The following is a 13258-nucleotide window of genomic DNA, read 5'->3' on the forward strand; positions in this document are numbered from 1 at the left end:
TCCTGCTCGGCCTCTACGAGGGCATTCCCCTGACCGAGCGCGGCCAGTGGTACGCCGGAGTGCAGCCGGACCGCATCACGATCTTCCGGCTGCCGATCCTGCGCATCAGCCGCACGCGCGAGGAGGTGGTCGCCGAGGTGATCAAGACCGTCGTCCACGAGGTCGGGCACCACTTCGGCATCGACGACGCACGGTTGCACGAGCTCGGCTATTGACGGCGGGAGCAAGCCCCGCGCCCGCGGGAACAAGCCGCGCTGGGATAATGGCGTGGTGGATCGGACCGCGTGGGACGAGCGATACCGGCAGGCGGAGTGGGTCTGGAGCACGACGCCGAACCAGTTTGTCGCGCAGGTGCTGGCGGATATGCCGCCGGGACGCGCGCTGGACCTCGCATGCGGCGAGGGGCGCAACGCGCTGTGGCTGGCCGAGAAGGGCTGGCGGGCAACCGCCGTCGACTTCTCGTCGGTCGCGGTGGCCAAGGGCCGGGCTGTCGCGGAGTCGCGCGGTCTGGATGTCACGTGGGTCGCGGCCGACCTGCTCGACTATGAACCAGAGCGCGGTGCGTACGACGCCGCGCTGATCGCCTACCTCCACCTGCCTCCTGACGACCTTCGCCGAGTTCTGGGCAAGGCGCGCGATGCCCTCGCGGAGAGCGGAACGCTGCTTGTGGTCGGGCACGACGTGACGAACCTGACCGAAGGCACCGGAGGACCGCAAGACCCTGCGATCCTCTACACGCCCGACGCGGTCGCCGAGGCCGCCGCGCCCCTGCACATCGAGCGCGCGGAGCGGGTGCTGCGCCACGTCGACGGCGCCGAGCGTCCGGCGGTCGACACGCTGGTCGTCGCGGTGCGCCACGGCTGATCGCTACCTCTGAGTGCGGCTGGCTGCTCGCGCCGCCCGCTTTCCCCGCGCGCGTCCGTCGTCACGCCTCCGGACGACGGTCCCGGGCGGACCGCTCGACAACACGCGACAGCAAGAAGCCCGCGCGGCCAACCTCATCACACGCCTTCGGCGAGATGCCCTCCGGGATGGTCCCCACCGGACTGCTCCACACCGTAAGTCAGCAGGCCATTCCCTGTGCGAATCGGTGCTTTCTCGACATTAGCCGTTGACGGCGTCTGGGGGTCGCGCTACCTTGTCCACGGGATAGGAAAGTTAACTAACTAAACGTAGAGCGTCGTACGACCCGCCAAACCGCCATTCCCGGGTCGTGCTGCGTGGGCCGTCCGAAGCGCCGCACCGCGTCGGACGGCCCCTTGTGCACGCGGCCCACCACTCCCGCGCAGGAGCCGCTGAAGTATGAACGGATACCCACCGAACCCTGTCCGCAGGCCGGCCCGCTCACGGCTGGCCCTCTTCCTCGCCGCCGCGCTGAGCATCGCCGCGGCCGCCACCACCGGCACCGCCACTGCCTCCGCCTCCACGGCCGCTGCGCCCGCGACCGCATTCCGGAGCACCGGGTTCCAGAACAACGTCGTGCCCGCTCCGGTGAGCGAGACCTCTAGCGGCAGCACCTTCCAGCTCGCCCCCTCGGCCACCATCACCACCGACGTGACCGGAATCGGCGACTACCTCGCCGGAATCCTGCGCGCCTCGACGGGCTTCGCGATCCCGGAGTCCACCGGTTCGGGCGGCTCGGGCACCATCGCGCTGCGGCTCTCCGGCGCGCCCGCCGTGGTCGGCGCGGAGGGATATCAGCTCACGACGACGGCGGGCGGGGTGCTGGTCCAGGCCCAGCAGCCGGCCGGGCTCTTCCACGGCGTGGAGACGCTGCTCCAGCTCCTGCCGCCCTCGATCATGAGCCCGACCGTGCGTCCGGGGCCGTGGACCGCTCCGGGCGGGACGATCGTCGACTACCCGCGCTTCGAGCACCGTGGCGCGATGCTCGACGTGGCCCGCCACTTCTTCACCGTCGCGCAGGTCGAGCGGTACATCGACGAGATCGCGCTCTACAAGATCGACTATCTCCACCTGCACCTGTCGGACGACCAGGGCTGGCGGATCGCCGTCAACAGCTGGCCGAACCTGGCGACCTACGGCGGAAGCACGGAGGTCGGCGGCGGCCCGGGCGGCTACTACACCCAGGCTGACTACTCGGCGATCGTGGCGTATGCCCAGTCGCGCTACATCACCGTCGTCCCCGAGATCGACTCGCCGGGGCACACGAACGCCGCGCTGGCCTCGTACGCGGAGCTGAACTGCAACGGCGTCGCGCCGCCGCTCTACACGGGGACCAACGTGGGATTCAGCTCCCTGTGCGTCCCGCTGGACGTGACCTACACCTTCCTCGACCAGGTGATCGGCGAGCTCGCAGCGATCACCCCGGGTCGGTACATCCACATCGGCGGCGATGAAGCGAGTTCGACTTCCGCGTCCGACTACGCGACGTTCATCGGCAAGGTGCAGAACATCGTGGCCTCGCACGGCAAGACGGTCGTCGGCTGGCACAACATCGCTACGACGACGCTGCTCCCGTCGACGGTGATCGAGTTCTGGGACACCACGACCAGCAACAGCAGCGTGGCGGCGGCCGCGGCCAACGGCACAAAGGTCATCATGTCCCCGGCGAACCACGCCTACCTCGACATGAAGTACAACAAGAAGACGGTCCTCGGCCAGAACTGGGCCGGCTACACCGACGTCAACAAGGCCTATGGCTGGAACCCGGGCGCATATCTCAGCGGCGTCGGGGAATCGTCGGTGGCCGGCGTCGAAGCCCCGCTGTGGACCGAGACGATCGTCACCTCGGCGGACATCGATTACATGGCCTTCCCGCGCCTGCCTGCGATCGCCGAACTCGGCTGGTCCCCGTGGAGCACCCACAGCGTGGCCGCGTTCGATCAGCGGCTCGGCGCGCAGGGGCCGCGCTGGAAGATCATGGGCGTCAACTACTACCACTCGACACAGATCTCCTGGCCGAGCGGGTCATGAGCGAAGGAAAGCGGGAGAGCGCTCTCCCGACTGATGGGGCGGAGCAGAGACGTCGGTGACGGCCCGATGAGCTCCAGCCCCGCGTACGCGGCGGAGTGCCGCGCGTGGGACGGCGAATCCACCGTAAGTGGCGAAGCGCCGCGTGCAGGGGGGAGCGCTCGAGGAACCTGCATAGTGCGGGGGCCGCGGATGAGATCCGCGGCCCCCGGTTCCTTCAGGTGGCCTGTGCCTCAGGGAGCGTCAGCTGCCGAAGACTTCGAATTCCCAGAGGGAGTAACCCCATTGGGTGGCTCGGGTGGTGCCGTACATGCGGATGTAGCGGCCTGATCCGGAGACACTGAGCGTCTGAGTGCCGCCGGTGCCGGTGGTGGTGGAGTAGATCGACGTCCAGTTCGCGGCGTCATTCGAGGTCTGAATCTGGAACGCCGTGGCGTACGCGGTCTCCCAGTCCAGCGTGACCTTGCAGACGGAGTGCGTGGCGCCGAGGTCCACCTGCAGCCATTGCGGGTCGCTGAACTGGCTGGACCAGCGGGTGCCGGTGTTGCCGTCCACGGCGTTGGCGGCCGGGAAGGACGCGTTTTCCATGGACGACGCGGTCGCGGGCTGGTTCAGCGCAAGGTTCGTCGTGCCGCAACTGGTGCCGCTGCCCGTGCCGTAGACCTGGAATTCCCAGATGGAGTAGCCCCACTGGGTGTTGCGCTGGGTGCCGTACATGCGGATGTAGCGTCCGGACCCTGAGACGTTCAGCGTCTCGGTCCCGCCCGGGCCGGTGGTGGTGGAGTAGATCGTGGTCCAGTTGGTCGCGTCGTTCGAGGTCTGGATCTGGTAGGCCTTGCCCGACGCGGTCTCCCAGTGGATGACGACCTGGCAGATGTTCTGCACCGAGCCGAGGTCGACCTGGAGCCACTGCGGGTCGCTGAACTGGGTCGACCAACGGGTCGTCAGGCTGCCGTCGACCGCCGCGGAGGCCGGGGTGCCGGCGTTCTCGGTCGACGAGGCCGTCGCGGGCTGGTTGAGCGCCAGGTTCGTGCTCGTGTTGCACGTGCCGCCGGTCGAGTTGACCGTCCAGGTGAACGAAGTCGAGCCGGAAGCCCCGGTGCCGTCCGTCGCGGTCACGCTGACGTTCGACGTACCTGCCGCCGACGGCGTGCCGGAGATAAGGCCGGTCGAGGAGTTGATCGACAGGCCGGCCGGTAGACCGGTCGCGCTGTAGCTGAGCGTCTGGCCGGACGCCGAGTCAGATGCCTGAATCTGAACGCTGGCCGCGGTGCCCACGGTCGAGGTCTGGTTGCCCGGGTTGGTGACCGTCACCGTGTTCGTGCCGCCGCCGCTGGGGAGGTTCCAGATCTGCTGTGCGGAACCGGTGCAGGTCTCGATGTCCAGCCGCGTCCCGGTGTTGCCGCCGGGATCGGTCAGGCACAGGTTGGAGTTCGGATTGAGCAGTTCACCGTTGGACTGGTGGCTCCAGCCCTGCGCGTTGGTGCCGTTGCAGGGATACCAGTCGACGTTGGTGCCGCTGGTCGTCCCGGCCGCGACCACGTCCAGGCAGCCGCCCTGCACACGCACGGTGTTGTCGCTGTAGGGCGACCACGTCTGGCCCGTGCTGCCGTTGCAACCGCTCAGGAAGATCGGGTTGCCCTCGGTGTTCAGCGAGTTCTGGTTGGTCAGGCAGTTGCCGCCCGCGCCGGTGACCTGGCCGGTCGCCGTCGCCGTGGCGGTCGGCGTGGAGTTGCCGCCCTTCTCGTACACGGCGACCCACGCCGCGCTCATGAACGCGCCGGAGGCGGTGGCGGCCGTCGGGGTGGTCTGGCCGGAGACGCCGTCGGGGTAGTTGCCGCCCATGGCCAGGTCCCAGAGGATGAAGAACCCGTGGTCGATCGCGGCCTGCCAGGCGGCGGTGCCGACTGAGGCCTCGGTGATGGTGCTCTCGGTGACCCCGTCCATCTGGAACAGCATCTGCTCGGCGCTGGTGTTGGTCCGGTCGACGATCACCGAGTAGGTGTGGTAGCCGGTCTCGCAACTCGAAGCGGTGTTGGGGCAGGCGATCAGGCCGTGGCCGGGGCTGTTGGCCGAGTCGTGGAGGGTCTGCGAGGCCTCATTCAGGCCGTTGACGTCCTCCATCATGTCGATCTCGCCGGACTGCGGCCAGCCGCCGCCGGCCCGCATCGGCGAGCCCAGCGCCCAGAACGCCGGCCAGTAGCCCAGGCCGTTGGCCCCCGGGTTGGGCTGCTCGATCGACGCGCTCATCTCCAGCTCGCCGCCGGCCGGGGCCTGGAAGTCGTCGCGGGTGCTCTCGAGCCGGGCGGAGGTCCACGTGCCGCCGTTGTTGATCGCCTTGAGGACGAGGTGACCGTTGCCGTCGAGGTAGGAGTTGGCGGTGGAGCTGGTCATCTGCTCCTTCTCGCCGGTGCCGAAGCCGGTGCCGAGGTCGTAGAACCAGTTGTTCGACGAGGGTGCGGACCCGGCCGGCCCGGCGAAGTTGTCCCCGAACACCGTCGTCCAGCCCGCGGGCGCCGGCGGCACGGTGTCGGCCTGCGCCGCGGGGGCCGCGGCCAGCGTCGCGGTCGCCGCGCCGGCCAGGCTCCCGGCCAGCAGCGCGAACGCCGTCAGCGCCGAGCGCCGCCGCGGCGGTCCCGCCCGGCGGCCGGATGCTCGGCCGGTCTGCGGTGTGACGAACATGTTGCTCTCCCTTCAGCGCGCGGCGCGCTGGTCTCGGTCCCTGAACGGGCGCGTGACACGGCGATGCGACAACGCGACCCGTACGCGGCCACGCTGCCGTTGGGGCGATGGGAGAGCGCTCTCCAATCCACGTGAATGTGTACGGCTCGGTTACAGACCTGTCAAGCGTTCCGGCGCCAGATCGCTCGCGAGCGAGTCGTGACGCGGCGATTTGTGGGGGTTACATATCGGCGCGGCGATAAGTCCGGCGGTGGTGTGGGTGTGGTTGGGTGCGGGCGCGCGGCGTTCCGGCGGGCGGTGCGGCCGGATGCGAAGTCACGCGGCGGCGGTGCGGTATGGCGGGAGTGCGGCGGGGCGGGAGAGTGGCCGGGTGTGGGGTGCGGCGGCGAGCGGTGGTGCGGTGCGGCCGGACGCAAGGTCACGCGGCCGGTCAGGTGACCGGTTAGGCAACGCCGCCGCGGCTCGCGGCATTGTCCGGGCGTGTCCGCGTTGCATGTCCGGGCATGCCCGCGCCACGTGGGCGGTCATATGATCGCGTTGCGCGAGTCCTACCCGACCGAACGCCCTGGAGGTCATGGTGCGGAACCGGCCCCTGTGGGCCCCGGAGGAGATCGACATCGAGCGGCCCTCGGTCGCTCGCATGTACGACTACTTCCTCGGGGGATCGCACAACTTCGCCGCCGACCGGGAACTCGCCGAGCAGGCCCGCAAGGTCTTCCCGGACGCCCCGCACGTCGTCCGCGCGAACCGCGCCTTCCTGCGCCGCGCCGTCGCGACGCTGTGCGACCTTGGCGTCAGGCAGTTCCTCGACCTGGGCTCCGGGATACCGACGGTCGGCAACGTCCACGAGCTCGCGCAGAGGATCGACCCCGGCGCGCACGTGGTCTACGTGGACTCCGACCCGGTTGCCGCCGCGCACGCCACCGCCCTGCTCGGCGAGCGTGCGCACGTCCACGTCCTGCACGCCGATCTGCGCGATCCCGAGGCGATCGTCGGCGAGGCGGCGCGGTCCGGGTGGCTCGACTTCAGCCGCCCGGTCGCGGTCCTGATCGTCTCCGTGCTGCCGTTCATCCCGGACGAGGACGATCCCGCGGCGATCGTGGCCGCCTACCGGGACGCGACCGCGCCGGGGTCGTATCTGGCGATCAGCCACGGGACGAACGACTACCAGCCCGAGGCGGTGGGCAAGGTCGAGGGCGTATACACCCGCACCACCCAGCCGGGTGTCTTCCGCAGCCGGGCCGAGGTCCTGGCGCTCATGCCGGGCTACGAACTGCTGCCGCCGGGCCTGGTAGACGCGATCCGCTGGCGGCCGGACCCCTGTGACGCCGACCTGCCCGATCCCCTGGACGGCGACGTCACGCGCTACAGCCTGCTGGCCGCCGTCGGCCGCCACGACTGAGGCGCGCTCGGGTCTGACAGGGCGCTCGAACCTGCGGCTTCGAGCTGGGCGGCACCCCGGTCACCATGATCGGCCAAGGCTGGCCGCGCATGCTTTCCGACCTCAAGACGTTCATGGAGACCGGCGAGACCCGCCAGGCCGACCCGCGATAGCAAGGGCAGCAGACGAGCGGGTTCCCGCCGGTCACTCCTCGATCGCGCCGCCGACGGCGCGCAGGTGATCCCGGAACGTCAGATGAGGGTTCTGCACGCGCGCGGCCAGGTAGTCGGCGAAGCCGATCTGGCTGCGCAGCGAGAAGCCCGAGCGGATCCGGTCGGCCTGCCGGCGCTCGGTGTCCCGGATCTTCTCGGCGAGGGCAAACAGCTCCCCGAGACGCGAGCCGGGCACGAAGAGCACGCCGTCGTCGTCCCCGAAGACCACGTCCTCGCGGCCCACCTGCCATAGCCCGACGTCGGCGCGCTCCAGCGCGTATTCGGCCCGGTCGTCAAGACGCAGCGGACCGGTCGGCGTGGCACCGATGCTGAAGACCGGCAGCCCGATCGCCCGGATGTCGGCTGTGTCCCGGTGCAGTCCCCAGATCACGACGCCGCCGAGTCCAGCTGCCAGGGCCTCGAGTACGACGAGGTCCCCGACGCAGGCCTCGTCGAGCCGTCCGCCGTTGTCGACGACCAGGACGTCGCCCGCAGCCGCGTTCTCGAACGCCTCCAGGAAGATGTCGACGCTCCCGACGTGCCGGGCCGGAGCCACCCGCCCCGCGACGCGGCCCCCGGGCGCGACGGCGGTCATCGCGGCAGGTGCGCTGCGAACCGGCACCTGTGCGCGGATGCACGCGTCGGCCACATGGGCGGTGGTGAGGGTGGCGAACCGCTTTTGAATCTCCTCGTGATCCATGGCGGCATCGTCTCACCGCGAGCCGTGCCCGGGGATCGGTCAGCGTCGAAAAGTGCTCATGTTCCCCCCGACGCTACGTGCGCGCTGCCACGACGCGGCCGCTGACCTCGCCGAAGCCGACCCGGGCGCCGCCGGGGCCGGGAGCGGTGGCGCCGATCGTGACCACGTCGCCGTCCTCAAGGAAGGCGCGCTCGCCGCCGTCCGCGAGCTTGAACGGCTGCTCGCCGTTCCAGGAGTACTCGATCAGCGACCCGACGGTGTCGCGCTCGGGCCCGCTCACCGTGCCGGACGCGAACAGGTCGCCGGTCCGCAGCCGCCCGCCGTTCGAGGTCAGGTGGGCCAGCTGCTGCGCGGCCGTCCAGTACATGCCCGCGAACGGCGGACGTGACATGACCTGGCCGTTGACCTGGACTTCGAGCGCGAGGTCCAGGCCCCACGGCTCGGTGTCACGATCGTCGAGGTAAGGCAGCGGCTCGACGTCGCGGGTCGGCGGCCGCACCCGGGCGTGCGCGAGCGCGTCGAGCGGCACGATCCACGGGGAGACAGAGGTCGCGAACGACTTGCCCAGGAACGGGCCGAGCGGCACGTATTCCCACGCCTGTATATCGCGTGCGGACCAGTCGTTGACGAGACAGACCCCGAATACGTGCTCGGCGAAATCCGCGAGGGCGACCGGTTCGCCCAGTCGCGAGGACGTGCCGACGACGAAGCCGACCTCGGCCTCGAAGTCGAGCCGCCGGCAGGGCCCGAACGTGGGCGCCGCGTCGTGCGGGGCCTTGCGCTGGCCGGTGGGCCGGACCACCTCGGTACCGGAGACGATGAGCGAACCGGACCTGCCGTGATAGCCGATCGGCAGATGCTTCCAGTTGGGGGTCAGGGCTTCGGCATCAGGCCGGAACATGCTGCCGAGATTCTTCGCGTGGTGCTCGGAGGAGTAGAAGTCGACGTAGTCGGCCGGGTCGAACGGCAGGTGAAGCGACACCTCGGACACCGGAGTCAGGTGCGGTTCGACGGCGGGCCGGTGCGCGGGATCGACGAGCCACGACGAGATGGCGGCGCGCGTCGCCGACCACGCGGCGCGACCCCTCGCCATCAGAGGGTTGAGTGACCGTGCGTCGAGCAGCATGGAGGGCGCGCCCGCGGCTCGGGCGGCGGCACCGACATCGAGCACGTATTCGCCGATCGCGACGCCGATCCGCCGCTCGTCGGGCCGGTCGGGGGCGCTGAACACGCCGTACGGCAGGTTGTGCACGCCGAACGCGCTGTCGGCGGTGACGTTCTCGACCCAGGTCTGGGCGCTCACACGGGCTCCGGATGGTCGCTGTGGCGGCTAGGGGGTGTTTGGAAAGTCTCGCCGGGCCCGCGACGCCTGCCACGTACGCTCGCTGCGTTGGCGAAGCACCCACGTATTCCCGATATGAGGGAGCTCCGCCGCCTTGCGAATCGCACGCGTCAGACGCCGCGGGCTTATCCGACGATACTTTCCAAACACCCCCTGGTGGACGGTAGCCGACGGCTAATCGTGCGGACGGGTCACGAGGCCGAGCACGGTCAGTTCGTCGAGCGGCTCGGCGATGCTGCATGTTCCGTACGCCGTGAACGCGCGGCGGGTGTCCGCCACGTCGTCCGGCGTCAGCGCGCGCAGAGTGTCGGCCAGCTCGCCGCCCGACCGGATGCGCAGCGCCTGCGCGATCTCACCCGCGCTCGCTCCCCTGACCGCCGCGTGCGCCGCGACCAGGATATTGAGAAAGCCGTGGTGTTCGAAGCCGGTGACCGGGTCGGTGTGACGGGTGGCGCCGTGCAGCCCAGCCGTGCACTTGAACGGCACCTTGCGGGCCGCGCAATCGGCGATGAACCCAGCCAGTTCGTCCTCACCCGGGAACGCGCCGGCGACCGTACCGCCGGTGCGGAACTTCGCCCGGAACGTCGTCGCGGCGAGCACGTCGAGCGCCTCCGCGAGGCCCTCGCCCCGCCGGACCTCGATCGCGCCCCACACGCCCTCGACCAACTCCCGGTTGAGCGCGTCCACCGCCCGGCTCGCGGCCTCGGCGGACGAGCCACCGGGGCCGCAGGCCAGCTCCACGCCCAAAAGTTCGATCCCTGCTTTGCCCTCGGTCGCCCGGACGGCCGCGGCGAGCGTCTCCGGCCCCTCCGGCACCACGAGCACGAGCGGGACCAGCACCTGGGCCTCGCGCGCCACCCGGAGCACGCCGGGAAGGTGTCCGGGCGCGGCGAGGAACGGCCCGACCAGGTCGCGGTACCAGGCGCCGCGGTGCTCCCGGTGCGCGGGCACGGCCTGCTCAGCGGACGCGTTGCCCGGCGGGAACAGCGCCGCGTCGTCGCAGAGCCCTGTGAATAAGGGCGGGATCACGTCGCCGGCCCCCGGCCGGACCAGGTCCAGGCGTAGCCGCCGTCCTCGCCGGCAGTGCCGCCCTCGCCCAGCTCGAGCGGCTTGAAGGTGTCGACCATCACCGCCAGCTCGTCGAAGAACTCGACCCCGATGCTGCGCTCGTACGCTCCCGGCTGCGGGCCGTGCGCGTGGCCGCCCGGGTGCAGCGAGATCGAGCCCTGGCCGATCCCCGAGCCCTTGCGCGCCTCGTAGTTACCGCCGCAGTAGAACATCACCTCGTCCGAGTCGACGTTCGAGTGGTAGTACGGCACCGGGATCGACAAGGGGTGGTAGTCCACCTTGCGCGGCACGAAGTTGCAGATGACAAAGCCGTTGCCCTCGAAGACCTGGTGCGCGGGCGGCGGCTGGTGCACCCGGCCGGTGATCGGTTCGAAGTCGGCGATGTTGAACGTATACGGATACAGGCACCCGTCCCAGCCGACCACGTCGAAGGGGTGCTGCGGGTAGACGTAGCGGGTGCCCCGAATCCCTTGCGGCGTGCGGTGTTTGACCAGCACCTCGACATCCTCGCCCTCGGCAGCGATCGGCCCGACCGGACCGTGCAGGTCGCGCTCGCAGTAGGGGGAGTGCTCCAGGAGTTGGCCGTACTTGGACAGGTACCGCCGCGCCGGGGTGATGTGGCTGTTGGCCTCGATCACGTACACCCGCAGCGGCGCGCCGTCTTCCGGGATCCAGCGGTGCGTCGTCGCGCGGGGGAGGATCACGTAGTCGCCCTGGCGCACCGGCAGCGCCCCGAACACGGTCTCCACCACGCCTGAGCCGGCTTCAACGTACACGCACTCGTCGCCGATCGCGTTGCGGTACAGCGGCGAGACCTCTCCGGCGACCGCGTACGAGATCCGCACGTCGCCGTTGCCGAGCACCAGCCGCCGCCCGGTCACCGCGTCGACGTTCTTCCACTCGTTGTCGTCGAACAGGCCGTGCAGCTTCAGATGCCGCGGCTTGAGCGGATAGTTGGCGGTCAGGCTCTGGTCGGGCAGCTCCCACGGCGCCGCGTCCACGATCGCGGAGGGAATGTACTCGTGGTAGAGCAGCGAGGAGTCCGAGGAGAAGCCCTCCTCGCCCATCAGCTCCTCGTAGTACAGGCCGCCATCCGCGCGCCGGTGCTGGGTATGACGCTTGGGCGGTACGGCGCCCAGCGAGCGGTAGTACGCCATCGTGCCCTCCTCCTTGTCAGGCCTAGAGGTTCCCGCGCCGCTCCTGCTCGCGCTCGATCGCCTCGAACAAGGCCTTGAAGTTGCCCTTCCCGAAGCCCAGCGAGCCATGCCGTTCGATCAGCTCGAAGAACACCGTCGGCCGGTCCTGCACCGGCTTGGTGAAGATCTGCAGCAGGTAGCCGTCCTCGTCCCGGTCGGCCAGGATCTTCAGCTCGCGCAGCGTCTCCACCGGCACCCGGGTCTCGCCCGCCCACTCGCCGAGCGTGTCGTAGTAGGTGTCGGGGGTCTCGAGGAATTCGACGCCCATCTCGCGCATCGCCTGCACGCTGGCCACGATGTCGCCGGTGGCCAAGGCAAGGTGCTGCACCCCGGGGCCGCCGTAGAACTCCAGGTACTCGTCGATCTGGGACTTCTTCTTCCCGGCGGCCGGCTCGTTGATCGGGAACTTGACCCGGTGGTTGCCGCTGGCCACCACCTTCGACATCAGCGCGGAGTACTCGGTGGCGATGTCGTCGCCGATGAACTCCTTCATGTTGGTGAAGCCCATGACCTGGTTGTAGAAGGTCACCCACTCGTCCATGTGCACCACGTTGCCGACGCAGTGGTCGACGGCCTGGAAGTAGCGCTTGGGGTGGTGCGCGGGCTTGGCCTGGAAGACCGGCGCGATCGCGACGAAGCCGGGCAGGAACGGGCCGTCGTAGTGGGACCGGTCCACCAGGGTGTGCCGCGTCTGGCCGTACGTGGCGATCGCCGCGACCCGCACCGTGCCGTGTTCGTCCTGAAGGTCCTCCGGCTCGCGCAGCACAGTCGCGCCCTGTCCGCGCGCGTACTCGATCGCCTTGTCCACGTCCGGCACCTCGATCGCCAGGTCCGCGACGCCGTCGCCGTGCTGGGCGACCGACGCGCCGACCGCGGTACCGGCGCGCACCTCGCCGGTGAGCACGAACCGGGCCCGGCCGGAGGTCAGCACGTACTCGGCGGCTTCCGGGCTGCCAGTCTCCGGGCCGCGATAAGCCACCGCGGTCATCCCGAACGCGGTCGAGTAATAGTGCGCGGCCTGCTTGGCGTTGCCGACGTAGAACCGCACGTGGTCCATACCGATGACGGGGAACGGATCAGCCGCGTCGTCGTGTGTCACGGCGCCGATCAGCGCGTCGGTCGTGAGGGAAGTCGGTGCCATCGCCAGCCTCCAATGCCGAGGGGACATCGAGGTCAGTACACGCTCTGCTGAATCTTCTGACAAGATCGACCGGATTAACTATACAATCCGCATAGATCAGTGGCTCGGGGAGTGCTCCAGATGGAACAACAACCACGCAGGCGGCTCGACCACCTCGACGTGCTCCTGATCCGGGCCCTTGCGCAGAACCCGCGGGCCGGATTCCTGGAGCTGTCGCGCATCACCAAGGTCTCGCGGGCCACGGTCCAGGCGCGGATTCAACGGCTCGAGGCCGAGGGGGTCATCTGCGGGCACGGACCCGATGTGGATCTCGCCGCCGCCGGGTACCCGGTCCTCGCCTTCGTCAGCCTGGAGATCGCGCAGGGACGGCTGGACGAGATCGCGGCGGAGCTCGAAAAGCTGCCCGAAGTGCTGGAGGCGCACGCCACGACCGGGCTGAGCGATGTGCACTGCCGGGTGGCCGCGACCTCCAACGAAGGGCTTCAGGAGACGCTGCTGCGGATCAACCGGATAGCGGCCGTGGCCCGGTCCACCAGTGTCATAGCCCTGTCGCCGATCGTCGCGCCGCGCTACCTGCCGCTGCTGGACTCCGAGCAGCGCGAACG

11 protein-coding genes are annotated in these 13258 nt (G+C 69.7%); 5 read left to right on the plus strand and 6 right to left on the minus strand.

From position 1 onward, the window contains the following. The 3 genes from VGZ32_RS08820 to VGZ32_RS08830 form a co-directional block, all read left to right on the plus strand. The coding region (locus VGZ32_RS08820; protein WP_326885392.1) for a metallopeptidase family protein at positions 1-215 on the plus strand (215 nt) is incomplete at its 5' end. A 55-nt stretch (positions 216-270) separates the two neighbouring features. Beyond that, a complete protein-coding gene (locus tag VGZ32_RS08825) occupies positions 271-864 on the plus strand; it encodes a class I SAM-dependent methyltransferase (RefSeq protein WP_326885393.1) in 594 nt (197 codons plus the stop codon). Between the two features lie 438 nt (positions 865-1302). Next, positions 1303-2934, plus strand: a complete 1632-nt coding sequence (locus tag VGZ32_RS08830; RefSeq protein ID WP_326885394.1) for a beta-N-acetylhexosaminidase — start codon at positions 1303-1305, stop codon at positions 2932-2934. Positions 2935-3174: 240 nt separating this feature from the next. On the opposite strand, the gene VGZ32_RS08835 is transcribed toward VGZ32_RS08830, so the two are convergent. After that, entirely contained in the window at positions 3175-5613 is a 2439-nt protein-coding gene (locus VGZ32_RS08835; RefSeq protein ID WP_326885395.1) for a discoidin domain-containing protein, read from the minus strand. A gap of 574 nt (positions 5614-6187) precedes the next feature. Between VGZ32_RS08835 and VGZ32_RS08840 the strand changes: the two genes are divergently transcribed. Beyond that, complete coding sequence (locus tag VGZ32_RS08840; protein ID WP_414642517.1) at positions 6188-7015, plus strand: SAM-dependent methyltransferase; 828 nt, start codon at positions 6188-6190, stop codon at positions 7013-7015. Between the two features lie 183 nt (positions 7016-7198). Here VGZ32_RS08840 and VGZ32_RS08845 read toward each other — a convergent pair whose 3' ends face one another. The 5 genes from VGZ32_RS08845 to hppD all read right to left on the minus strand — a co-directional run bounded on the left by VGZ32_RS08845 (position 7199) and on the right by hppD (position 12653). Then, on the minus strand, positions 7199-7906 hold the full coding sequence (locus tag VGZ32_RS08845; protein ID WP_326885397.1) for an RraA family protein: 708 nt from the start codon (positions 7904-7906) through the stop codon (positions 7199-7201). A 73-nt stretch (positions 7907-7979) separates the two neighbouring features. Then, positions 7980-9209: a fumarylacetoacetase gene (gene fahA / locus VGZ32_RS08850; protein ID WP_326885398.1), complete on the minus strand. Its 1230-nt coding sequence runs from the start codon at positions 9207-9209 to the stop codon at positions 7980-7982. 213 nt (positions 9210-9422) lie between these two features. Then, positions 9423-10277 carry a hypothetical protein gene (locus tag VGZ32_RS08855; protein WP_326885399.1) on the minus strand — a complete coding sequence of 285 codons (855 nt, stop codon included), beginning with the start codon at positions 10275-10277 and terminating at the stop codon, positions 9423-9425. Beyond that, positions 10274-11473 (minus strand): homogentisate 1,2-dioxygenase, encoded by a 1200-nt coding sequence (locus VGZ32_RS08860; RefSeq protein ID WP_326885400.1) that lies wholly within the window; start codon positions 11471-11473, stop codon positions 10274-10276. Before VGZ32_RS08860 ends, VGZ32_RS08855 begins: the two co-directional genes overlap by 4 nt. A 22-nt stretch (positions 11474-11495) precedes the next feature. Beyond that, the gene (gene hppD / locus VGZ32_RS08865; RefSeq protein WP_326885401.1) at positions 11496-12653 is read right to left on the minus strand and encodes a 4-hydroxyphenylpyruvate dioxygenase; all 1158 of its coding nucleotides are present in this window, start codon (positions 12651-12653) and stop codon (positions 11496-11498) included. 120 nt (positions 12654-12773) lie between these two features. Between hppD and VGZ32_RS08870 the strand changes: the two genes are divergently transcribed. Next, positions 12774-13258 (plus strand): Lrp/AsnC family transcriptional regulator (locus VGZ32_RS08870; RefSeq protein ID WP_326885402.1); only part of this gene is annotated, 485 nt, incomplete at its 3' end.

This window comes from Actinocrinis sp. (genome assembly GCF_035938995.1).
GTDB lineage: Bacteria > Actinomycetota > Actinomycetes > Streptomycetales > Catenulisporaceae > DASZGI01.